Origin of the sequence: Kriegella aquimaris, from assembly GCF_900103215.1 — a bacterium.
Taxonomy (GTDB): domain Bacteria; phylum Bacteroidota; class Bacteroidia; order Flavobacteriales; family Flavobacteriaceae; genus Kriegella; species Kriegella aquimaris.
Genome location: NZ_FNGV01000004.1, coordinates 75,956 through 97,504, shown reverse-complemented (window position 1 = coordinate 97,504; position 21,549 = coordinate 75,956). Strand labels below are relative to the sequence as shown.

At 41.1% G+C, this 21,549-nt stretch carries 21 protein-coding genes; 10 read left to right on the top strand and 11 right to left on the bottom strand.

The annotated features are described in order from the left end of the window. Positions 1–56: 56 nt before the first annotated feature. The 9 genes from BLS33_RS10545 to BLS33_RS10505 form a co-directional block, all read right to left on the bottom strand. Positions 57–587 carry a hypothetical protein gene (locus BLS33_RS10545; protein ID WP_089888396.1) on the bottom strand — a complete coding sequence of 177 codons (531 nt, stop codon included), beginning with the start codon at positions 585–587 and terminating at the stop codon, positions 57–59. A 492-nt stretch (positions 588–1,079) separates the two neighbouring features. Further along, entirely contained in the window at positions 1,080–2,162 is a 1,083-nt protein-coding gene (locus BLS33_RS10540; protein ID WP_089888393.1) for a nickel-binding protein, read from the bottom strand. Between the two features lie 21 nt (positions 2,163–2,183). Next, positions 2,184–3,266 carry a nickel-binding protein gene (locus BLS33_RS10535; RefSeq protein WP_089888391.1) on the bottom strand — a complete coding sequence of 361 codons (1,083 nt, stop codon included), beginning with the start codon at positions 3,264–3,266 and terminating at the stop codon, positions 2,184–2,186. Between the two features lie 14 nt (positions 3,267–3,280). Then, positions 3,281–4,408 carry a nickel-binding protein gene (locus BLS33_RS24840; RefSeq protein WP_176801370.1) on the bottom strand — a complete coding sequence of 376 codons (1,128 nt, stop codon included), beginning with the start codon at positions 4,406–4,408 and terminating at the stop codon, positions 3,281–3,283. Next, positions 4,389–5,495: a nickel-binding protein gene (locus BLS33_RS10525; RefSeq protein WP_089888389.1), complete on the bottom strand. Its 1,107-nt coding sequence runs from the start codon at positions 5,493–5,495 to the stop codon at positions 4,389–4,391. Before BLS33_RS10525 ends, BLS33_RS24840 begins: the two co-directional genes overlap by 20 nt. A gap of 191 nt (positions 5,496–5,686) precedes the next feature. Then, on the bottom strand, positions 5,687–6,286 hold the full coding sequence (locus BLS33_RS10520) for a MarR family winged helix-turn-helix transcriptional regulator (RefSeq protein ID WP_089888387.1): 600 nt from the start codon (positions 6,284–6,286) through the stop codon (positions 5,687–5,689). 53 nt (positions 6,287–6,339) lie between these two features. Continuing rightward, positions 6,340–6,579, bottom strand: coding sequence for a thioredoxin domain-containing protein (locus BLS33_RS10515; protein ID WP_089888384.1), 240 nt, complete (start codon positions 6,577–6,579; stop codon positions 6,340–6,342). 114 nt (positions 6,580–6,693) lie between these two features. Beyond that, positions 6,694–7,323, bottom strand: a complete 630-nt coding sequence (locus tag BLS33_RS10510; RefSeq protein WP_089888382.1) for a GyrI-like domain-containing protein — start codon at positions 7,321–7,323, stop codon at positions 6,694–6,696. A gap of 245 nt (positions 7,324–7,568) precedes the next feature. Then, positions 7,569–9,197, bottom strand: a complete 1,629-nt coding sequence (locus BLS33_RS10505) for a metallophosphoesterase family protein (RefSeq protein ID WP_089888380.1) — start codon at positions 9,195–9,197, stop codon at positions 7,569–7,571. A 98-nt stretch (positions 9,198–9,295) separates the two neighbouring features. Between BLS33_RS10505 and BLS33_RS10500 the strand changes: the two genes are divergently transcribed. Beyond that, the gene (locus tag BLS33_RS10500; RefSeq protein ID WP_089888377.1) at positions 9,296–9,691 is read left to right on the top strand and encodes a GTPase; all 396 of its coding nucleotides are present in this window, start codon (positions 9,296–9,298) and stop codon (positions 9,689–9,691) included. A 12-nt stretch (positions 9,692–9,703) separates the two neighbouring features. On the opposite strand, the gene yihA is transcribed toward BLS33_RS10500, so the two are convergent. Together yihA and BLS33_RS10490 are read right to left on the bottom strand one after the other, a co-directional pair. Next, positions 9,704–10,321: a ribosome biogenesis GTP-binding protein YihA/YsxC gene (gene yihA / locus BLS33_RS10495; protein ID WP_089888375.1), complete on the bottom strand. Its 618-nt coding sequence runs from the start codon at positions 10,319–10,321 to the stop codon at positions 9,704–9,706. 168 nt (positions 10,322–10,489) lie between these two features. Continuing rightward, a complete protein-coding gene (locus tag BLS33_RS10490; protein WP_089888373.1) occupies positions 10,490–11,254 on the bottom strand; it encodes an alpha/beta fold hydrolase in 765 nt (254 codons plus the stop codon). Between the two features lie 263 nt (positions 11,255–11,517). Here BLS33_RS10490 and mraZ point away from each other — a divergent pair, with 263 nt between their 5' ends. The 9 genes from mraZ to murG are packed head-to-tail and all read left to right on the top strand — an operon-like array spanning position 11,518 to position 21,541. After that, positions 11,518–11,982: a division/cell wall cluster transcriptional repressor MraZ gene (mraZ, locus tag BLS33_RS10485; RefSeq protein ID WP_089888871.1), complete on the top strand. Its 465-nt coding sequence runs from the start codon at positions 11,518–11,520 to the stop codon at positions 11,980–11,982. After that, entirely contained in the window at positions 11,963–12,865 is a 903-nt protein-coding gene (gene rsmH / locus BLS33_RS10480; protein ID WP_176801376.1) for a 16S rRNA (cytosine(1402)-N(4))-methyltransferase RsmH, read from the top strand. Before mraZ ends, rsmH begins: the two co-directional genes overlap by 20 nt. Before the next feature lie 14 nt (positions 12,866–12,879). After that, entirely contained in the window at positions 12,880–13,203 is a 324-nt protein-coding gene (locus tag BLS33_RS10475) for an FtsL-like putative cell division protein (protein ID WP_089888867.1), read from the top strand. Positions 13,204–13,207: 4 nt separating this feature from the next. After that, positions 13,208–15,214: a penicillin-binding protein gene (locus BLS33_RS10470; protein ID WP_089888368.1), complete on the top strand. Its 2,007-nt coding sequence runs from the start codon at positions 13,208–13,210 to the stop codon at positions 15,212–15,214. Beyond that, positions 15,211–16,674: a UDP-N-acetylmuramoyl-L-alanyl-D-glutamate--2,6-diaminopimelate ligase gene (locus BLS33_RS10465; RefSeq protein ID WP_089888366.1), complete on the top strand. Its 1,464-nt coding sequence runs from the start codon at positions 15,211–15,213 to the stop codon at positions 16,672–16,674. The genes BLS33_RS10470 and BLS33_RS10465 overlap by 4 nt, the downstream gene beginning before the upstream one ends. Positions 16,675–16,699: 25 nt before the next feature. After that, complete coding sequence (mraY, locus tag BLS33_RS10460; RefSeq protein ID WP_089888363.1) at positions 16,700–17,923, top strand: phospho-N-acetylmuramoyl-pentapeptide-transferase; 1,224 nt, start codon at positions 16,700–16,702, stop codon at positions 17,921–17,923. Positions 17,924–17,925: 2 nt separating this feature from the next. Beyond that, a complete protein-coding gene (murD, locus tag BLS33_RS10455; protein WP_089888361.1) occupies positions 17,926–19,260 on the top strand; it encodes a UDP-N-acetylmuramoyl-L-alanine--D-glutamate ligase in 1,335 nt (444 codons plus the stop codon). Next, positions 19,261–20,460, top strand: coding sequence for an FtsW/RodA/SpoVE family cell cycle protein (locus BLS33_RS10450; RefSeq protein WP_089888358.1), 1,200 nt, complete (start codon positions 19,261–19,263; stop codon positions 20,458–20,460). Then, complete coding sequence (gene murG / locus BLS33_RS10445) at positions 20,447–21,541, top strand: undecaprenyldiphospho-muramoylpentapeptide beta-N-acetylglucosaminyltransferase (RefSeq protein WP_089888355.1); 1,095 nt, start codon at positions 20,447–20,449, stop codon at positions 21,539–21,541. The genes BLS33_RS10450 and murG overlap by 14 nt, the downstream gene beginning before the upstream one ends. Positions 21,542–21,549 lie beyond the last annotated feature (8 nt).

Sequence of the window (21,549 nt, the reverse complement as noted above, 5' to 3'; positions counted from 1 at the left end):
GTTCATGGGTTTAACCCACCCTATCCAATGGGATGGATAGGGCAGATTAGAATTGCTCAATCGATAAGTGCCAAGAGGTCGCCTACGGGATTTATCAGTATTCTCTTTTTAAGATTACCTTTCGAAAGCAGCACTTTATAGGACTTTTTTACATCTTTGCCATGGGAATAGGAAACCAAATATTCATTGCTACTCATGGTCCAGCCCGGGTGCGCTCGGTAGATTGACTTTAAAATGGCCTTCGGAAAAAGAATGTCCTTGAACGATTCGTTTGAGCGGAGTATTTTTCCTTTGTCATCAAAAGTGGTGAAAATCAGCCCACCATGTTGTTTGAACGTAACCCAATATAATCCGCCCTTTCCCTTGAAATAGCGTGAATTCAAAAGATTGAACGAGGCCGCTTGGGCTTGTAGGTCGAACACGCGCTTGGCTGTTGTATTGTCTATTACTTTGTTTAGGTAGTCGATGTTTATTGGCGATATCGTAACGCCCTCGAGTACAACTTCTCTCGATTCCCTGCATGGATCTTGTGGGTAAACTAGACTGGCAAGGCTCAGAAAAAATATGCCGATTATTAGCTTTTTCATGATAGTATAATTTTAAAGATTAATATTTATTTGAACGCGTTCTTCGAATTTGGCCTAATCGATGATTAAGGCAGTTGCATTGTCATTTTTTTCGTAAAAACCTGGTCATGAATTTTTTAAATTTTCGTCGATTTCTACAAGCATTTCATTTAGAATAAGTTTTACTTTGAGCCGAACAACTTTTCAGCACCTAGGATACATCGGTGTTGTTTAGCCGTTTCAATGTTGTTTCTGTTCCTTTTTTAGCGGACTGCGGTGTCAAAATTTAGCACAGTAAGTCCTCTGCGGACATAATGTGTCCACCTCCATATTCCGGATTTTTTAGGGGAGAATCAACTGGGAGAACTACCGAGCTTATCTAAATTAATACAGTAAAGTTACGATGGAAAATGTAGGAAAAATGTAAGTTTTGTTTCAAAGGTTCGAACATTTTAACCATGGCTGTACTTTTTGGCTCAAATGATGAAACAAATGAATCATCTTGGCAAATCGCTATAAACTGTGGAAATTTGAGAGCTTGGCAAAGGAAGTTGGTAGCACTCCGAATCTTTTTCGGAAAACCCGGGTAAAATAAGTTGGACTATTAAAGCCTAGATCGTATGCTATTTCCGCTACTGTTTTGTTATTGTTTTTTAGGGCGTTTAAAGAGCGTCGCAACCGCACTTCTCGAATTAGTTCATTGGGAGACATTTCGGTCAATGCCTTTATCTTTCGATAGGTTTGTGCCTTACTTAGGCCTAATTCCTGGCCAAGATGTTCACTTTTGAAATCAGGATGCTTTAAACGATCGTCAAAAATTTGCAATAATGATTCGAACAAGGCATAATCTCTAGAGTTCACTATTTTAATATAATTATCCTTCGTTTCTGGTAGATTGGGTTCCTGTCGCGACAAGGCTTTTGATTCGCTGTCAATATATATTGCTCCGTCATGGCCTAGTTGGCACAAGGTTTCCACTTTTTTCTTGGCTTCTTCAAAAAGAACCGCACTATGATCATCAACCGGTTTTCCAGTGACCAAGGCCATAGTTAAATCTAGATTATCGGAGATTGGTTTTAATCTTTTGCGTATTTCCGTAACACACGCTATCGCATTGGACGCATGAATAAAGGAAACCATAATCCGGTCATTGGGTTGTGGCACGACCTTGCCATCGTACTGTTCAACAAGCCCATATACCATACCCGTATAATTCTGCTCCGTGGAAAGATTACATATGCGTACCAGCATTATGGTACGATACCCGCTATCAATTTCGTTCGAAAGGGTAAGGGCCATATCATTTTCGTTCTTTTTACCTATACCCAAAAATGAAATAAATTCATTGTCCGATACCTCTATTATAATGTTGCAAGCCTGATCTAAGTGTGCCATTTGATGGGCTGCGTTGCATGCCTCTTTGTTTGGCCCATCCACTAGGCAGAACATGGTCTTTTGATCAAAATTAATCCAGTATTTTTTGTGGGTCACGCCAAACTGATCTTGCACATTAAGATCTTTCATGTGGGCCTTAAATGCATCTTCTTCCGAGAAGTAATCGGAATGGATATGATGAAGGTCTACGTATAACGGCATAGTTCTATTTTTACTTAAACATCATGCGCTATGAAGTTTGGCAAATGAGGTTGGGAGTACCTCGTACCGATTCCGAAAAACCCGTGTAAAATAGGTTGGGCTGTTAAAGCCTAGTTCGTATGCTATCTCGGCAACGGTTTTACTATTCTTTTTCAAGGCACTTAGAGATCGGCGTAATCGTATTTCACGGATCAGCGTATTCGGCGACATGCCCGTCAAGGCCTTTATCTTTCGATAGGCCTGTGCTTTGCTAAGGCCTAACCCATTATTGAGGTATTCGCTCTTAAAATCGGGATCCGTAATCTGCTCGTCGAGAATTTTCCACAAGGCCGTATATAGCGAAAAATCGTTTTCCGATACAAACAAAATTTTGGTTTTACCGTTACCACTGGTTTCGGGTTCTCCTTTGGCAAGGGCTCTTGTGGCGGCATCGATATAAATCGAATTGCTAAGACCAATTTGGCAAAGGGTCTGTAGACGTTCTTTGGCTTCACCGAAGAAGTCCGAACCAACCTCATCTACAGGTTTACCGGTAACCAGTGCTATAGTATAATCAATGTTTCTCGGATTGAATTCCAACAAACTGAACGATGCCATACAACAGGAAATAGCATCGGACGCATTCACAAAAGACGCCATGATTTTATCGCTGGGTAGGTTAATAATGTTTCCGTGGTGTTTTTCTACCAACTGATAAACTTCTTCAATAGGTATATGACGTCCATAATCTTCCGTGAAATCAACTAGGGAAATCATCATCAAGGTACGGTAACCCGTATCGATTCCCCCATTTTTAGTGAGGGCCATATCTTTTTCGTCTTTACTCCCTTCACCTAAAAATGCCTTAAAATCGATTTCGTTGGAAACTTCTATTACGTTGCAGGCGCCTATTCCGTGTGCCGCCAAATGGTTGTCTATACAGGCTTCTTTATCGGGAGCCTCCATAAGGCAAAAAACCTTTCTCTCAGGGAGATTCAAGAAATATTTTATATGTTTCACTCCAAATCTGTGCTGCACCGCAATATCTTTATGATGCCCTACCTGCGCAGCTATTTCATTAAAGGCATTGTCTTCGACAACATGTATGTCCATAAAAAGTGGCATAAGCTATATTTTTCTTACGAAGCGTTTAGTTTAGCGAATGAAGTTGGTAATACCTCATACCTATTCCGAAATACCCTCGTAAAATACGTTGGGCTGTTAAATCCTAAGTCATAAGCTATTTCGGCCACGGTTTTATGATTGGTTTTTAGGGCCTTGAGCGATTTTCGCAATCGAAGTTCCCGAATCAAAGTGTTGGGCGACATACCGGTTAAGGCCGTAATCTTTCTATAGGTCTGTGCCTTGCTCAAACCTAATTGTCTGCCTAGATCCTCGCTTTTAAAATTAGGATCGCTCAAACCTCCGTTCAGAATGTCGGATAACTTTTCGCAAAAAGAAAAATCATGGTTCCCTACTATTTTAAGGTCACTGTGATTTACTTTGGGAGTGTTGGATTCTTTGCTTGAAAGGGCTTTAGTGGTGGCATCGAGATAGATGACCTTACTCAGACCGATCTGGCACAATATCTTTACTTTTTGTTTGGTGTCTTCGAACAGGTCCGTGCCGTTCTGGTCCACGGGATTTCCACTGACCAAGGCCAGCCGATATTCAAAATTATCGGGTATCGACTTCAAAAGTTTGGCGATGGCCAAGGCGCATAGAATAGCGTCGGATGCCAAAAGGAACGAGGCCATGATTTCATCGTTCGGCTGAAGTACGATGACTCCGTTATACTGCTTTAGCAATCTATGTATTTCCTTAATATAGTGTCCGTATTTGCCGCATAGATCCGATGTGCTCACAAGCATGATGGTGCGAAAGCCCGAATCAAGTTCTCCGTCCAATTTATAAGCCAGATCGTTTTCTTCGGTACTGCCCCTGGCCATAAACAGGTTGTATTCATCATCGGAGACCTCGATAATATTACAGGCCGTCATACCATGCGATTCTTCATGTGTTTTGTGACAGGCTTCCTTATTGGGGCCTTCCATCAGGCAAAACACCATTTTATCGGGTTCGTTGACCCAATATTTCCTTTGTATCACGCCAAATTTTTCTTGTACTGCCATATCTTCCATATGTGCCTTTATCACATCTTCAACTGTAAAATCGTCGGAATCGACCTTGTGTATGTCCATATATAGCGGCATAATCTTATCTTTTTTATAGAACTCGTTTAAACTATTATGTTTGTAATTTGGCATATTTCAACGGAAGCAGGCCAAAGCGTTTCTGAAAACATTTTATAAAATAGGAGGGGCTGCTAAATCCTGCATCAAAAGTGGTCTGGGAAACATTCTGCCCTTCTTTCCCCAACAATTCCAAAGATTTTAACAATCGATATTCGCGTAAAAGGGCATTGGGCGATTTGTCGGTTACCCCCGTACATTTTCGGTAGAGCTGTGATTTACTTATGGAAAGCTTTTGGCAAAAGTCTTGGATTCCAAATTCAGGCTTCTGCCAATTTTCATCAAGGATATGAATAATGTGTTCCAATGATTTTTCTTCCGATGCGCTAAGCCTTTTTATATTGTCTTGTATGTTCTCGTTCTTTCGTAAATCTGGTTTATAAAGTTCACTCACTATGGAAGACATTATGATTTGATTTTTATGATCAAGGGTGCAGAGGTATTGCGCGAATTGCACTGTTTTTCCGAATATGGTATTGCTTTGATCTACTGGAAGGCCAGCATGGAGACCCATTCGCAGGTCAATGAGCTCAGTGGCCACGTGTAGGGCTTTCTGAATGGCTATGGCACAATCAACAGCAAGTGATACCGATGTAAATGAAAGAACAAAGACTTCTCCTTTCATTTCCACTTCACTGCCTTCGTGTTTTTGTACTTGTTCCCTTACCGTTTCGTAATAGAGTGAGAATAACTGTTTGGTTCTTTTTTTTCCCAGATTATGAAGCAGCAATCTTACATCTTTGGTCTTAATCGATAAAATGACCCTGAAGGCAGGATCGTTGAATATTTTAAGACCCGGCTCACTAGGATCAAAATAGGTTTCGGGATCTGCTATTCTTCCTAAAAAGGCTTCTACCACCTTGCCGTTTACCGGTATGATTTCATGAGGTACCATCCCGTGAGCGTGATCATGCATTTGGCGAACCGCCTCTTCGTTCGGGGCATCGATCAAACAAAAGACCCTTCCTCTATCCTCATCGACCCAATAGGTCATGTTGCGGCAACCGAACTGATCTTGTATGCCCAAATCTTTCTTATGTGCCCCCGCGACATGTTTGGCCTCAACACCCGGAACGATATGTGAATCCATATAAATTGGCATGGCTTAAAATTTTAAAATAAGATTTTTGATTCAACGGAAAGGGGAATAGTATAAATATACGGATTTCGCAGAAGGAAAATCGCACAATTGATTCAAAAACTGGCACAAATGGTTCTGATACAGTATTTTATGTTGAACTAATAATGATCAGAACGACTTGCTGATAAATAGCAGGAGGTTCATGCAGCGGCTCAAACCGCTGTCTCATGCTCAGGGCAATCGATGCGTATATCATTGGTGCGGAGTGGTTTTTGCAATAGTCGGCAGTAGTCTTGTTTTTCGTCCGATTGATAGAACCGACACGAGAAACACATGCGTTGAACGGTAATAATACCCGCTTTGTTCAATTTTTCGATAAGTTCCAGTAAACTTTGGAATAGCACCTCTTTCTGACTTTCGGTAAAAGTATGGATAGGTTTTTCAATGGCCCCGGCAAACGAACTGGTTTTAGTAACAATTTGTTTGCCTTTATCCGTTAAATAGATTGAATAACTTCGGGTATCTATGGGGTCCGTTTCTTTGAAAATATAGGCCTTCTTACTTAAAAGACGAACGGTTTCACTGATGGTGGCCTTGGTCACATTGAACTCTTTTGCCAAATAGTTAACCTTGCATTTATGGGGAGAATGAAATTTCAAGAACAGTAGTAATTGTAGCTGTAAAGGAGTGAGGGCATTTGCTTTTCCTTCTTGCCATAACAATACCCTAAACGCCTTTGAAATACGCTCTAGGGCAACAACGATTTTACCCTCGATATTCTTACTTTGATAGTTGGGGTCAAAAGTATTCATAAATCAAAAATAACCTCAAATGATTAGTTAACCTAACCATTTGAGGTAAAAAATTAGCCTTTGACTTGGGCCATGGTGGCCCCATGGTTTATATGCAGTACGCTTCCATTGTCGAGTACCAAGGCCGGTACGGATTTGACCCCGGCGTCTTCTGCACCGGGGATTCGGTTAGCATGTTCACCTAAATGAACGACTTCAAGGTTCACCTTTGAGGTATCGACCAGATTTAGCAGTTCTTGTTCGGCATTTACACAAACGGGGCAGCCGGCATGATAAAATGTTGCTTTTTTCATTTCGGTAATTTTTAAGTTATGACAATAGTGTCTATACAAATATAGTTAGTTTAACTTACTATATAGAATATATCTGTATTTTTTCAATTTATAGTTCCAAATCAGGGGTCAACCTTAGCTATTGGTGACTTTGAACCTTAAAACCGTCTTTAACTTTTCGGGTGCCACTTTTCTAAAATCGGAAAGGTAAATTTCACGATGTACTTTTGAGGTTCTAAGAAGATTTTCTTTTTCCGCGAAAGTTTCCATGGTTTCAAAGCTTTCGGCTTCGTTGTCGTAGCTGCCGAGATGCATCATTTGAACACAGTGGCCATCGGCTATTTTTTCGAACTTGACTTCCTCTAGGAGGGTATCAGGTTTCTTTTTCTTTGTGAATGCCCTTATTTCTTCGATAATAAATTCATTGACAAAGTCGGGTTGACGAATCATTAATTTAAAGATCAGACTATTTCTATCGATGGTCCCCTTGAATCGTTTCTTGGCCTCTTCGGTAATATCCCAAATACCTTCTAGCGGGTAAACCGTATAGTCATAATAACCTGGCACTTCGCTTCCCCTTTTTAATGTCATTTTTATGGCATATGACAAAGCGTACAAAACGCCTATATATTCTTGAAATATAGTATCATTGGGGTTGCCTTCGCCTTCAATAGTCAGAAATTGTTGTTCTGGAACATCAATAAGTTCGGGTCTGTTTTTGGGTAGATATAGCTTCTTTTCCTTTTTCCGCCATTCGTGCTTCATATCGGGTTGCTTTATGTACTAATGATTACTGAGCCAAATATAAAGGGTAGGGGTGACAGCCTTGTGTCAGCAAGAGTTTTGATTTTCGCTTAAATTGACTTTTTCTACCTATGAAACGAATATTTCTGTTGTAGTTAGGGCATGATATGACCGGTGCCTAGCACTAAAAATAGAGGGCAGGTGCGCAATAAAGTCTCATTTGCCTTAAAAACAAGGGGTCATGCTAAAGTTTGGAATATCTAAATTTACTCCATATTTACCGTTATCGGCCAGCCTTCGAATTGCTTGGCACCTTCTTTTGTTACATCGATATTTCTAGGCCAACATTCGAAAGTAGCTTCTTTTGTTTTTTTGCTAAACCGTATCAATCCGTAGCCTCCACCTTTTGACGGACTTTCAGGGTTGACATAGGCCATCATGGTAATTTTATTGTTAAAGCCGTCCAGATAATCCCCCGTCCAGGGCAAGGTGGTGTTTTTATTCGGATGTGGTCCTGCTTTTTCATCTTCGGGCCACCACCAACGGCTGTAATAATCATTAACAATGGCAGGTACGATAAATGACCAAGGTCCGTCTCCGAAAGTATTAATTCCTTGTTTGATTACCGTGGCCAAATGTTGGTCGCCCGCAATATGAACCGCTCCTGCTTTTTTGATAAGCGTCAGGGCCTTGTTGCGCCCGGTCTGGGGCCAGCCGTTCGAATCGAGATCGGCATGCAGGCGATTTTCCTTTTGACCATGTATGTGGGCTCCACCGCAAAAACCTGTTTGGGAGAGTACAACTTTAAGTGCATCGGAATTGGTATCGCCCCAAGTTTCTAAAAAGGACAGTTGGCGATCCCCTAAAAGTTTTAGTCCCGGTAGATCAATTGATGCCGGATCGTAATCAGGATTACGAATATGGTCGGGGCGCGGCCCTTGTTGGGGAATTTTACCGTTCGGCCCAGATTTGAATTTTCGGTCTTCAAGAATTGCAAAATCGATTCCTCCTAGCTCAAGGTTGGTATAATAGACGCCGATACCTTGTTCCACCGGTGTAGGGTCAAATGGGTCCGGTAAATTCGCCGTCTGACAGCGTTCCACCATTTTAACGTATTCTGGGTGATAGGTGTACCCACCATCGTTGGAACCTTTTTCTATAGATTTTTTTCCATTTTCGCCCCAAAGATTGCCTTGACCTATATCATGATCATCAGGAATTGAAATAGCAGGACGGTTTCTAAAGGTCTCTTTGAATTGTAGGCCAAATTTGAGCCAAGCCGCTGTGTGCTCGGTATGGTCGTACGATTGGTCACCGGCAAAAAACATGAGGTCGGGGTCTTGAAAGTTAATATTGCGCACATAATTCTCACGAAGACCTCGATCTTGATTCGAGTTACATGACAATGCCGCCAATCGTATTTCATTCTTTTCTTTCGGATTTTTTCTGATCAATCCTGCAAAACTTGCTTTTTCGCCATGCAAGATTCGGTATTTGACATTTTGGGTGTCATCCCAATTTTCTATTCGAAAGAGGGCCGACCATCCCAGATCGTTGACCTTTTGCCGTTGCACCTCTTGCCAGGTGCCATTTTTCTCGATTTCCAGACGTACTTCTCGAGTTTCCTCAGGGTAAAGCGGATATAGCTGGGCGCTTAATTTTAAGGTCTGGTTCGATACGGTGTAAAGGCCAAATGCGACCACACTGTCTCTATCTACTTTTAAATTAACGATGGGGTTGTCACTACGATTCCACCAATCGTTGACTGACAATGTATCGAGACCGGTAAAGGGTGCTATTACCGGCGGAATGCGTTCGGCAATCTTATCTTTCTTATTTTCTGCACATCCGATAAGCACTAGGCATAGACATAGAAACGATACAGTTTTTTTCATTTTGGCTAGATAAATTGAATGTAAATGCTATTAATTGTAAGATAGGCTCTGGGTTACAGACTAACTACAAAGCTTAAATGTACTATTTTGCAATTATTATGAAAAACGGAAAACCAAAAAGATTGATTTTTATCTACAATGCGAACTCGGGCCTTCGTAATGGTGTAATGGATATTGCCCACAAACTGATAAGCCCTAGTACCTATGAATGCAGCCTTTGCGACCTTACCCATGGTGTATTTCGAGAGCATAAGTTATGGAAGTCTTTTCGAGAAGGCAGCGCAACTGAAATGGAATTTTTACACAAAGACGAGTTTGAAAAACTGTATGCCTCCAAATTTGGCCACAAGTTTACATTTCCTGTGATATTGTACGAAGAAAAAGACGAACTACAACTCCTTGTATCAACAGAGGAATTGAATGGTTTGGGCAAGTTAGAGGAATTGATTGCCTTGCTGCAAAACCGTTTATCAAAGATGGAATCTCAGTCGTAAAGGGTTAGTTCTCTATTTTTTTTGTTGCTCAAAAAAGCCCAAATTGATAGTGTCAATATAGTTCAATACCTCGTCTCGACCAGCGCCGTGTGTTGAAGAAGTTATAAAATACGGAGGTGCTTCTTCCCACATACCATCCAAAAGTTTTTGAATATACTCGCCGACCTGACGTTCTATAACTTTTGGTTTTAATTTGTCCGCTTTTGTAAATATGATGCTGAACGGAATACCGTTTTCACCCATCCATTCCATAAATTCAAGGTCAATCTTTTGGGGTTCATGGCGAATGTCGACTAGAATAAATGCACAGAGCAACTGTTCACGCTTCAAAAAATAATTGGTAATGTATTTCTGAAAAGTTCGTTTATCTTTTTTAGAGGTGCGGGCATAGCCGTAGCCAGGTAAATCGACTAAGAACCAGTTGGCGTTGATTTTAAAATGATTAATGAGTTGCGTCTTTCCTGGTCTGCCAGAAGTCTTGGCCAAGCTTTTCCGTTCGGTCAACATGTTGATCAACGATGATTTACCCACATTTGAACGCCCTATAAATGCATATTCCGGCAAGGGTTCATTGGGGCATTTGTCCACATCCGTATTACTTATTACAAAGTTGGCGGTTTTGATTTTCACTATTTGTATTTAAAAGTGCAGGCGCACATAGGTGATTTTTTTGTAACTGTGTATACCACAGGCTCGCCAATAGGCGTAAGAAATCAATTAGGTCTCTTTGTTTGAGCTATCCCGATTTGAAAAGGGGAGTGGTCAACTGTGGTCTTTTGATTTTTCGTTATTTAAGTGTTAAAACCCACGTTTTTCCAACCAGGCATCCAAGACCTGATTGAATTCCTCAGGATGTTCCATCATTGGGGCGTGCCCACATTCCTTAATCCAAAACAGTTCTGAATCAGGAAGCAATTCGTGAAACAATTTAGCTACATCAGGCGGTGTCACACTATCATTCTCACCCCAAATGATACACGTAGGCGTGCGCATTTTTGGTAGGTCTTTTGACATGTTATGGCGAATGGCGCTCTTGGCAATTGCAAGTGTTTTTACAATTTTGTTACGGTCGTTGACCGTTGCAAAAACTTCGTCTACTATTTCTTTTGTAGCAATAGCGGGATCATAGAAAACATTTTCCGCTTTCTTTTTGATAAATTCATAATCCCCACGTCTGGGATACCCGTCACCCATGGCACTTTCATAAAGTCCTGAACTTCCAGTAATCACCAAGGCCCGTACCATTTCGGGGTATAATTTGGTATGTAAAAGTCCGATATGGCCACCGAGTGAATTGCCCAAAAGAATGACATCGTTTAGTCCTTTGAATTCGATAAATCGCTCTAAAAACTTTGCGAACTGCTTTACATTCGTCTTTAACATGGGTAGGGAATAGATAGGGAGCTCGGGAATCAATATCTTGTATCCCTTTTTTGGGAAATGATCGGTTACGCCTTGAAAGTTGCTCAACCCGCCCATAAGACCATGTAAAATAATAATGGGAGTACCCTCCCCAATCTCGATATACCTAAATTTTCCTTCGGTAATAATCTGTTTTTCCATTCAAAATACTTCTGGTCTTCATTGACAAATATAGGCATTTACTTATTACACAACAGTACGCTCTCAAAGTTGCGTCAAAATATCGACGAAGTTTTCCTACATATGGTAAATGCATTTACGAACTAATCACAGTTGTTCAACGACGGAAATGGGTGTTTTGACTCCAAAACGGACGGAATTTATTAACAATGTGGTAATTTGTGGTAAATAGTGGTAATAAAATTGATATATTTGAGTTATTAAAAGAAAAACCAGTCAGTTACGTGATCAATTTCATTGGAACATATGATTGTAAGGCAGATACCAAAGGTAGGGTAATGCTCCCTGTTGCCCTAAAAAATCAGATGTCGCCCATATTGAACGATGGTTTTGTAATCAAGCGATCGGTTTTTCAACCGTGTTTGGAATTATACCCTATGGCGGAGTGGAATCTGTTAATGGAGAAAATGAATAAGAAAAATCGCTTTGTGAAAAAGAACAACGATTTTATTCGCCGTTTTTCGGCAGGGGTGAAGGTTGTTGAAATCGATTCGACAGGAAGACTGTTGATTCCTAAAAATTTGGTTTCTATCGCTGGAATTTCAAAGGAAGTGGTTTTGAGTTCGGCAATAAACATTGTGGAAATCTGGGATAAAGATAGTTATGAAAACGTGTTGGACGAGACTGCGGAAGATTTTGCGGCCTTGGCCGAAGAGGTAATGGGTGATGATGGGGACGATGTATCATAATCCGGTATTGCTCCAAGAGTCCGTCAAAGGGCTGGCCATCAAGGAAGATGGGGTGTATGTAGATGTTACCTTCGGTGGAGGCGGACATTCAAAGGAAATACTCAAGTATTTGGGCAGTAACGGAAAACTGTTCGCTTTTGATCAAGATGAAGACGCGCTAGACAATACGATTAATGATGAACGGTTTACTTTGATCAATGAGAATTTTCGGTATATCACGCAGTTTTTAAAGTTCTATGGTATTCGGAAGGTAGATGCGATACTGGCAGATTTCGGTGTTTCCTCGCATCAGTTTGACAAGGCGGAACGTGGGTTTTCGACCCGTTTCGATGCAGATCTCGATATGCGAATGAGTCAGCGCAATGCAATATCTGCCAACGACGTGGTCAATGATTATACATATGATGATTTGCGTCGGGTCTTGTTTCAGTATGGTGATTTGCGAAATGCGAACGCCATGGCGAAAACGATTTTAGAGCAGCGAGAGCTAGCGCCGATACGAACAACAGATCGTTTGAAAGAAGTGCTGCGCCAATTTCTTCCAAAAGGGAGGGAGCATAAGATACTGGCACAGATTTATCAGGCCATACGTATCGAGGTCAATCAAGAGATTCAGGTTATTAAAGAGTTTTTAGGGCAAACTCCTGATTTATTGGATGAAGGAGGCCGATTAAGTATTATCAGTTACCACTCCTTGGAAGATCGATTGGTAAAGCGCTTTATCAGAGCAGGTCAGTTTGAAGGGGAACCGGAAAAGGATTTTTACGGAAATATTGATGTTCCTTTTAAAAAAGTAGGACCGCTAATCGTTCCGTCGAAAGGGGAAATAGCTTTGAACAATAGGGCACGTAGTGCAAAGTTGCGAATTGCCGAACGAATTTGATGAAAAAAGTAATAGTGAGAAACGGATTATTAGACATATTAAAAGGAAAGTTTTTGGTCAGTGGCGATGCACCAAAAAATTGGTTGTTCATCATATTTGCTTCCTTTCTGGCTACGGTTATGATTGGCAGTTCCCATAGTGCCGATAGAAAAGTACATCAAATCGCGGCATTGAACGAAACGATAAAGGAATTGAGAAGTGAATTTGTAGATGTACGATCGAGCGTTCAGCGTTTGAAGTTGGAATCAAAAATTGCACAATCACTTGAGGTTCGGGGATTGTATCCTTCAGAGACCCCACCAAAAAAAATAATGGTAAAATCATCCGAAAAGGAATAATTGAATGGCCGTAACGGACAAAAACATATTGACCCGATTATATGTCGTAGCAGGCTTCCTTTTTTTGTTTGCGGCTGCGGTATTGTTCAAATTGGTGAGCATTCAGTTGATCGATGGGGAGAAATACCAAAAGTTGGCTCTAAAAAGAACGGAAAGAATGTTCACCATAGAACCTAACCGTGGCGATTTGATTTCCGACGATGGCAGTTTGTTGGCTACTTCGGTGTCGCGTTATACAATTCGTTTTGATGCGGTAACGGTAAGCGATCGCAACTTTAAAGAGAATATTAAGCCGCTATCGGAGGCCCTTTCCAAATTGTTGGGAAAATCTTCATCGCATTATCAGCAGTTATTACGAAAAGCGAAAACGAACAAAAACCGATATGCCCTGGTTGCCCGCAATCTTGACTATTCCGAGTATATGGCGGTCAAAGATTTTCCGCTGTTTAATAAAGGGCCTTACAAAGGCGGGCTCATCGTTGATCAGAAAACTGTTCGTGAGCATCCATTAGGCAAGATTGCAGAGCGTAGTGTGGGTTATGAACGTGTTGATGAAAACGGCTACTATACCCGCGTGGGGCTTGAGGGTGCTTTTGGGGAGTATCTGAGAGGTGTTGAGGGGAAACGGTTAAAACAAAAAATTGCCAACGGCCAGTGGAAACCCATTGGGCTTGACAATATTGTAGAACCTAAAGATGGGTACGATGTTATTTCGACCATCGATATCAATATCCAAGACATTGCCCATCACGGCCTATTGGCACAACTTGAAAAATATAAGGCAGACCACGGTTGTGTCATTGTTATGGAAACCAAGACGGGGGAAGTCAAGGCTATTTCCAATTTAGGTAGAACGCCCGAGGGCAAATATTATGAGCGTTTGAATTATGCTATTGGAGAATCGCATGAGCCGGGTTCTACCTTTAAATTGATGAGTATGGTGGCGGCCTTGGAGGATAAGGTCATCGATACCAGTACTGTTTTTGATACCGAAAAAGGAACTTGGCGCATTTATAAGAATACGGTGCGTGATTCAAAACATGGTGGGTACGGAAAAATTACCGCGGCAAAAGCTTTCGAAGTTTCCTCGAATACGGCATTTGCCAAAATGATCCATAACAATTATAAGGATAACCCAGAGCGCTTTGTGAATCGGTTGATGAGCATGGGGCTACATAAAGAATTGGGTCTTCCCGTAAAGGGCGAAGGCAAACCGGTCATCCGATATCCGGGCGATAAAGGTTGGTCGGGTATATCGTTGGCATGGATGTCACATGGTTACGAAGTTTCCTTGACTCCTTTACAAACGCTCACGTTTTACAATGCGATTGCCAATGATGGTGAAATGGTGAAGCCTAGATTGATAAAAGAAGTAAAGGAACTAAATACTACCATTCAAAAGTTTAGCAAAGAAGTGATGAATCCGGCTATCTGTTCAAAGGAAACGGCCGTGCAAATGAAGGCTTTGTTGAAAAATGTAGTAGAGCAACCATGGGGTACGGGGCATCGATTGTATTCACCAAATTTTTCAATGGCAGGAAAAACGGGAACGGCCCAGAAAAACTACGTTTCCAAAGATCCCGATAAGCTCCAGTACATTTCCACATTTGCAGGTTATTTTCCGGCCGATGAACCCAAATATTCTTGTATTGTGGTCATTCATGAGCCAGATCGAAATGTGGGATTTTATGGAGCCGACGTTTCAGGTCCGGTCTTTAAATCCATAGCTCAAAAAATTTATGCTACCTCGCCATTGGTCGATGAGGTTGACATGAGAGATACGAAAGACAAAGCCACGGAGCGTTCCTATCAAAAATATTATGCCGAAGCACAGAAAAAGTACAACAAGGTTCCCAATGTAAAGGGTATGAGTGGTATGGACGCCATTTCCATATTGGAAAATCTAGGTTTGGAAGTAGAGGTCAGGGGCAATGGAAGCGTAAAGCGACAATCCATCTCCCAAGGAACCGATTTAAAACAAGTTAAGAAAATTGTATTGGAACTGTCATGAAGTTACTCAAAGACATATTATATGGAGTGGGACTTACTGCGGTAAGCGGTACAACTACCGTTATGGTAAATTCCATCTGTTTCGATTCGAGAAAGGTGCGTCTTGATGATGTATTTGTAGCTATCAGGGGTACTATCACTGATGGGCATCAATACATTGAGAAAGCTATTAATTTGGGGGCAAGGGCAATTGTTTGCGAAGAATTGCCTGAACAAATAATCAATGGTGTCACTTATTTAGAAGTTAATAATTGCAATACGGCATTGGCTATTATGGCATCTAACTTTTATGGGAATCCATCAAAAAACTTAAAGCTTGTAGGAGTGACGGGTACTAATGGCAAAACTACCGTCACCAGTCTTTTATATCAGCTATTCAAGAAAGCGGGCTATAAGGTGGGGTTGATTTCCACCATTAAGATTATGGTTGACAATAAAGAATACAATACCAGTCATACCACTCCCGACGCTCTAACCATTAATGAACATTTGGGCATGATGAGCGATGAAGGGGTCGAATTTTGTTTTATGGAGGTAAGCTCTCACGGTATTGCCCAAAAAAGAACGGACGGCCTGGTATTTGAAGGGGCTGTATTCACCAATCTCTCCCACGATCATTTAGACTACCATAAAACGTTTGCCGAATATCGGGATACAAAGAAAAAACTTTTCGACAATCTTTCGAAAAAAGCTTTTGCACTCACCAATATCGATGATAAAAACGGTCTCGTAATGTTGCAGAATACAAAGGCCAAAAAGTATACATATGCCCTACGGACATTTGCCAACTACAGGGCCCAAATCTTAGAAAATCAATTTGATGGGCAGCTACTGAAAATCGATGACAATGAACTGTGGTCTAAGTTAATCGGGCATTTTAATGCCTACAATATGCTGTCTATTTATGCGACAGCCGATTTATTGGGATTGGAGAAGTTGGAGACTTTACGTCTAATGAGCGAACTTGAGAATGTCGATGGGCGGTTTCAATACTATATTTCCAAAGAGAAAATCACGGCTATTGTTGATTATGCCCATACGCCGGATGCGCTAAAAAATGTTCTTGAAACTATCAAGTCATTGCGAACTGGAAATGAAAACGTCATTACCGTTGTGGGGTGTGGTGGCGACAGAGACAGGTCGAAGCGCCCGGTGATGGGCTCAATCGCTTCTGAAATGAGTGACAAAATCATTTTCACCTCTGACAACCCACGTTCTGAATCCCCGGCGACCATAATTGAAGAAATGGAAAAAGGGGTCGATCCTCAAAATACAAGAAAAATTTTATCGATAGAAAATCGGGAGCAGGCAATAAAAACGGCCTGTCAATTGGCATCGGCCAATGATATTATTCTGGTTGCCGGAAAAGGTCATGAGACCTACCAGGAAACCAATGGCGTACGCATTGATTTTGACGATTTCAAGATTGTAACCAATGTGTTGAAAGACTTGAACAAATAAGAAAACTAAATAACACACCACAAAAATGTTGTATTACCTGTTTGATTTTTTGGAAAAAGAATACCAATTGCCTGGGGCTGGACTTTTTCAGTTTATCACCTTTAGGGCAGCTATGGCGATTCTTTTTGCGTTGGTCATAGCTACGGCATATGGAAAACGGGTAATCCTTTTTCTACAGCGCAAACAAATTGGGGAATCCATTCGTGATTTAGGTCTTGAGGGACAAAAGCAAAAGGCCGGTACCCCTACGATGGGAGGGTTGATTATTATAATGTCAACCTTGATTCCTGTTTTGCTATTTGCGCGTTGGTTAGATAATATCTATGTGATTTTATTGATTGTTACTACGATTTGGATGGGGTTGATCGGCTTTGCAGACGACTATATCAAAATTTTTAAAAAGAATAAAAAGGGCCTTAAAGGACGGTTCAAGATAATGGGTCAGGTCATTTTAGGACTCTTCGTTGGTTCCGTGCTGTATTTTCATCCCGATGTGACCATGAAGGAAGAGGGCCGTACGATAATTACTGAATCGTTTACAGTCGAGAAAGTAGAGGGGAAAGAAATTAAATCGACGATGACAACGGTACCTTTTTTTAAGAACAATGAATTCGACTATAGTAGTTTTATTACTTGGGCCGGAGGGGAAGCTGAAAAATATGCTTGGTTGATTTTTATTCCCGTTGTTATCTTAATTGTTACTGCGGTGTCTAATGGGGCCAATCTTACGGATGGTATCGACGGACTGGCCGCCGGAACCTCGGCCATAATTGTCTTTACACTAGGTGTTTTTACTTGGGTTTCGGGTAATTATATTTTCTCCAACTACCTAGATATCATGTTTATACCCTTGGCCGGCGAGCTCGTGGTGTTCATCACGGCATTTCTTGGCGCCCTAGTAGGATTCTTGTGGTACAATGCCTTTCCTGCCCAAGTTTTTATGGGTGATACGGGAAGTCTGACCATAGGTGGTATTATAGCTGTAATTGCCATTATTATTCGTAAAGAATTATTGATTCCCGTACTCTGCGGAATCTTCTTTGCCGAATCACTCTCTGTGATGATGCAGGTAAGCTATTTTAAGTATACCAAACGAAAATTCGGTGAAGGAAAACGCATTTTTTTAATGGCGCCGCTTCATCATCATTATCAGAAAAAAGGATATCACGAAAGTAAGATAGTGACCCGTTTTTGGATTATTGGAATTCTATTGGCCATTGTAACCATAGTTACTTTAAAAGTACGATAACGATGAAGAGATTGGTGGCGTTGGGTGGAGGTGAAAGCGGTGTAGGCACTGCTATTTTGGCGAAGAAAAAGGGATATGATGTGTTCGTGTCGGATAATGGTCCGATTCAGCAGAAATATAAAGACGTTCTTAAAAATTTTGGGATTGATTGGGAAGAAAACCAACATACGGAGGGGCTTATCCTGAACGCTGATGTGGTGATGAAGAGTCCGGGGATACCGGATACGGTCCCGCTGGTGATAAAGTTGCGTGAAAAAGGCATCGCTGTTATTTCGGAAATCGAATTTGCGGCACAATATACCGACGCCACCATAATTGGAATAACCGGTAGTAATGGAAAGACCACTACTACGATGCTTGTATATCAGCTATTGAAAGATGGCGGATTACACGTGGGTATGGCGGGAAACATTGGAGATAGCTTCGCACAAATGGTAGCTGAGAATGATTTTGATTACTACGTATTGGAAATCAGTAGTTTTCAACTGGATGGTATTGAAAAGTTTAGGCCACATATTGCGATAATCACGAATATCACTCCTGATCATTTGGATCGATATTCCTACACGTTTGACAATTATATCGCATCGAAGTTTCGCATAGTTGAAAATCAAACGTCCGAAGATTATTTGATTTATGATGCTGATGATGAGGTCTTGGTAGCTTGGTTAAAGAGTCATCCGGTCAAATCCAAAGAATTGCCTTTTTCCATAGAAAAAATAGTGGAAGAAGGCGCATATATTGAAAATGAAGACATACAAATTAACACTCAAAACAAAAAAATTACAATGAAATCGAACACTCTGGCATTGGAAGGGAAACACAATCTTAAGAATACTATGGCTGCATCTACTGCTGCCAAATTGGTGAGCATACGAAAAGAGACGATTCGAAATTGCATCGAGAATTTTCAGGGAGCACCACATCGATTGGAAAAAGTACTTAAAATTCATCATGTTCAGTATATCAACGATTCAAAGGCTACCAATATCAATGCTACGTATTATGCACTTGATAGCATGAGTTCGCCTACAGTTTGGATCGTAGGGGGTACTGATAAAGGCAACGATTATAAGACGTTGATGCCGTTGGTGAGAGAAAAGGTAAAGGCTATTGTTTGTTTGGGGCTTGACAATTCCAAGATAAAAGATGCATTTGGTAATGTGGTGGATCTTATGGTAGAAACTTTTGCTATGGATGAAGCTGTTAAAGTGGCCTATAAGATTGCGGAGCGTGGTGATACAGTTTTGTTGTCGCCGGCCTGTGCCAGCTTTGATCTTTTCGAAAATTATGAAGATCGGGGAAACCAATTTAAAGAAGCTATCAAAAACCTGTAAGTGAGAACAGTATTTGAAAATATAAAAGGAGATAAAGCTATTTGGGCCGTAGTGGCCCTTTTGGCCCTTTTTTCATTTTTACCGGTTTACAGTGCCAGCAGCAATTTAGAATATGTTGTCGGCACTGGTACCACTATGGGGCATTTGGTCAAACATGCCATGTTGCTGATTCTGGGCTTCGGAATTATTTATGGAGTTCACCGTATTCCGACTCATTTTTTTAAAGGGTTATCGTTGATCGCATTGCCAATTGTGTTGGTATTGTTGGGCTTTACCTTGGCGCAGGGCACAACAAATGAAGGGGCGAATGCGAGTAGATGGATCCAGTTACCGTTGGTAGGTATAAAATTTCAAACCTCCAATTTGGCTTCGGTCGTATTGATGGTATATGTGGCGAGATATTTGACCAAAATTAAAGATAAGACCATTACTTTCTCAGAGAGTATCCTTCCGCTGTGGTTGCCCGTATTTCTTGTGGTCATCCTGATATTGCCGGCCAACTTGTCAACGGCCGCTATCATTTTTTCGATGGTTTTGATGTTGTGTTTTTTAGGAGGTTATCCGATCAAATATTTGTTGGGTATCGTAGGTAGCGGAATTTTATGCCTTACCCTCTTCGTTCTTTTGGCCAAGGCGGTACCGGATATTTTCCCGAACCGTGTTGATACCTGGATGAGTAGGATAGAAAATTTTAGAAACCCCGCCGATACCGAAGCGGATTATCAGATAGAGAAGGCGAAAATTGCGATTGCAACCGGGGGTATCGTGGGTAAAGGTGCCGGAAAAAGTATACAGAAGAACTTTTTGCCAGAGAGTTATTCTGACTTTATCTATGCCATTATTATCGAAGAATACGGACTCATAGGTGGTTTCACCTTAATGTTCTTTTACCTGCTATTATTGTTTCGCATCGTAGTGGTCGCCAATGGCAATCAAACGATTTTTGGAAAGTTATTGGTGCTTGGGGTCGGACTTCCGATTGTATTTCAAGCCTTGATAAATATGGCAGTGGCGGTTGAGCTTTTTCCTGTAACGGGGCAAACATTGCCTCTAATCAGTAGGGGAGGAACCTCTAGCTGGATGACCTGTCTGGCGATCGGAATTATTTTGAGTGCAAGTGTAAAAGAAGAGGTGAAGAAAAAAAGCAGATCGAAAATTGATGATACGAACCCTTTAGAAGTGTTGAGTGGGCAATTATAGATTTATACTATCAGGAGGCGGTACTGGGGGGCATATTTACCCAGCCATTGCCATTGCGAACGAATTGAAAAGAAGGCATCCGGATGCCGAATTTTTGTTCGTTGGTGCTGCTGACCGCATGGAGATGGAAAAAGTTCCCCAAGCAGGTTATCGAATCGAAGGTTTGTGGATTTCGGGGTTACAACGGAAACTAACCCTTAAAAATTTGATGTTTCCTTTTAAACTGATAAGTAGTTTGTTGAAAGCGGGTAAAATAGTGACAAAGTTTAAACCTGATGCCGTTGTGGGCACCGGGGGGTTTGCTAGTGGTCCGCTTTTAAAAGTGGCTTCTGGTAGGGGTATTCCTTGCGTATTGCAAGAGCAGAATTCTTTTGCCGGGATAACCAATAAGTTATTAAAAAACAAGGTTGCAAAAATCTGTGTAGCCTATGATGGTATGGAGCGATTTTTTCCTTTGGAAAAAATCGTAAAGACGGGTAACCCTGTGCGCGGTGATCTTGTCGAAACGAATAGTGATCAAAGTGTGGCCATCGATTTTTTCAAGTTGAAAAACGATAATCCTATCATATTAGTGTTGGGGGGAAGTCTTGGGGCTAGGCGGGTCAATCAATTGATCGAACAGCAATTGCCTTTTTTTAAAGCGTTGGGCGCCCAGCTGATTTGGCAATGTGGTAAGCTCTATTTTGAAGAATATAAAAAGTATGAATCGGAAGATGTAAAAGTATTCGATTTTTTGAATAATATGAATTATGCCTATTCTGCTGCCGATATCATCATATCAAGGGCCGGAGCGGGATCAGTATCTGAATTGTGTATTGTCGGTAAGCCTGTGGTCTTTATACCATCGCCCAATGTGGCCGAAGACCATCAGACTAAAAATGCAGAGGCTTTATTGGTCGAAGATGCCGCTTTGATGTTGAAGGAAAAGGATCTTGAAGACCAATTCGAAAAAGTTTTTAAAGAATTGTACGAATCAAAGGAAAAGCAGTCTCAACTGGGAGAAAATATAAAACGCATGGCCATGCCACATGCCACCAGTCAAATTGTAGACGAGATTGACAAATTAATATTGAAAAAATAAGACACTAA

Coding starts and splice junctions, on each gene's coding strand:
- BLS33_RS10535 (WP_089888391.1), bottom strand. CDS start 3,266: ATGCCACTTTTTATGGACATACATGTTGTCGAAGACAATGCCTTTAAT.
- BLS33_RS10490 (WP_089888373.1), bottom strand. CDS start 11,254: ATGGAAAAACAGATTATTACCGAAGGAAAATTTAGGTATATCGAGATT.
- BLS33_RS24840 (WP_176801370.1), bottom strand. CDS start 4,408: ATGCCAAATTACAAACATAATAGTTTAAACGAGTTCTATAAAAAAGAT.
- BLS33_RS10465 (WP_089888366.1), top strand. CDS start 15,211: ATGAAGTTACTCAAAGACATATTATATGGAGTGGGACTTACTGCGGTA.
- BLS33_RS10515 (WP_089888384.1), bottom strand. CDS start 6,579: ATGAAAAAAGCAACATTTTATCATGCCGGCTGCCCCGTTTGTGTAAAT.
- BLS33_RS10520 (WP_089888387.1), bottom strand. CDS start 6,286: ATGAATACTTTTGACCCCAACTATCAAAGTAAGAATATCGAGGGTAAA.
- BLS33_RS10470 (WP_089888368.1), top strand. CDS start 13,208: ATGGCCGTAACGGACAAAAACATATTGACCCGATTATATGTCGTAGCA.
- BLS33_RS10545 (WP_089888396.1), bottom strand. CDS start 587: ATGAAAAAGCTAATAATCGGCATATTTTTTCTGAGCCTTGCCAGTCTA.
- BLS33_RS10525 (WP_089888389.1), bottom strand. CDS start 5,495: ATGCCAATTTATATGGATTCACATATCGTTCCGGGTGTTGAGGCCAAA.
- BLS33_RS10500 (WP_089888377.1), top strand. CDS start 9,296: ATGAAAAACGGAAAACCAAAAAGATTGATTTTTATCTACAATGCGAAC.
- mraY (WP_089888363.1), top strand. CDS start 16,700: ATGTTGTATTACCTGTTTGATTTTTTGGAAAAAGAATACCAATTGCCT.
- murD (WP_089888361.1), top strand. CDS start 17,926: ATGAAGAGATTGGTGGCGTTGGGTGGAGGTGAAAGCGGTGTAGGCACT.
- BLS33_RS10540 (WP_089888393.1), bottom strand. CDS start 2,162: ATGCCGTTATACGTAGACCTTCATCATATCCATTCCGATTACTTCTCG.
- BLS33_RS10510 (WP_089888382.1), bottom strand. CDS start 7,323: ATGAAGCACGAATGGCGGAAAAAGGAAAAGAAGCTATATCTACCCAAA.
- BLS33_RS10505 (WP_089888380.1), bottom strand. CDS start 9,197: ATGAAAAAAACTGTATCGTTTCTATGTCTATGCCTAGTGCTTATCGGA.
- rsmH (WP_176801376.1), top strand. CDS start 11,963: ATGGGGACGATGTATCATAATCCGGTATTGCTCCAAGAGTCCGTCAAA.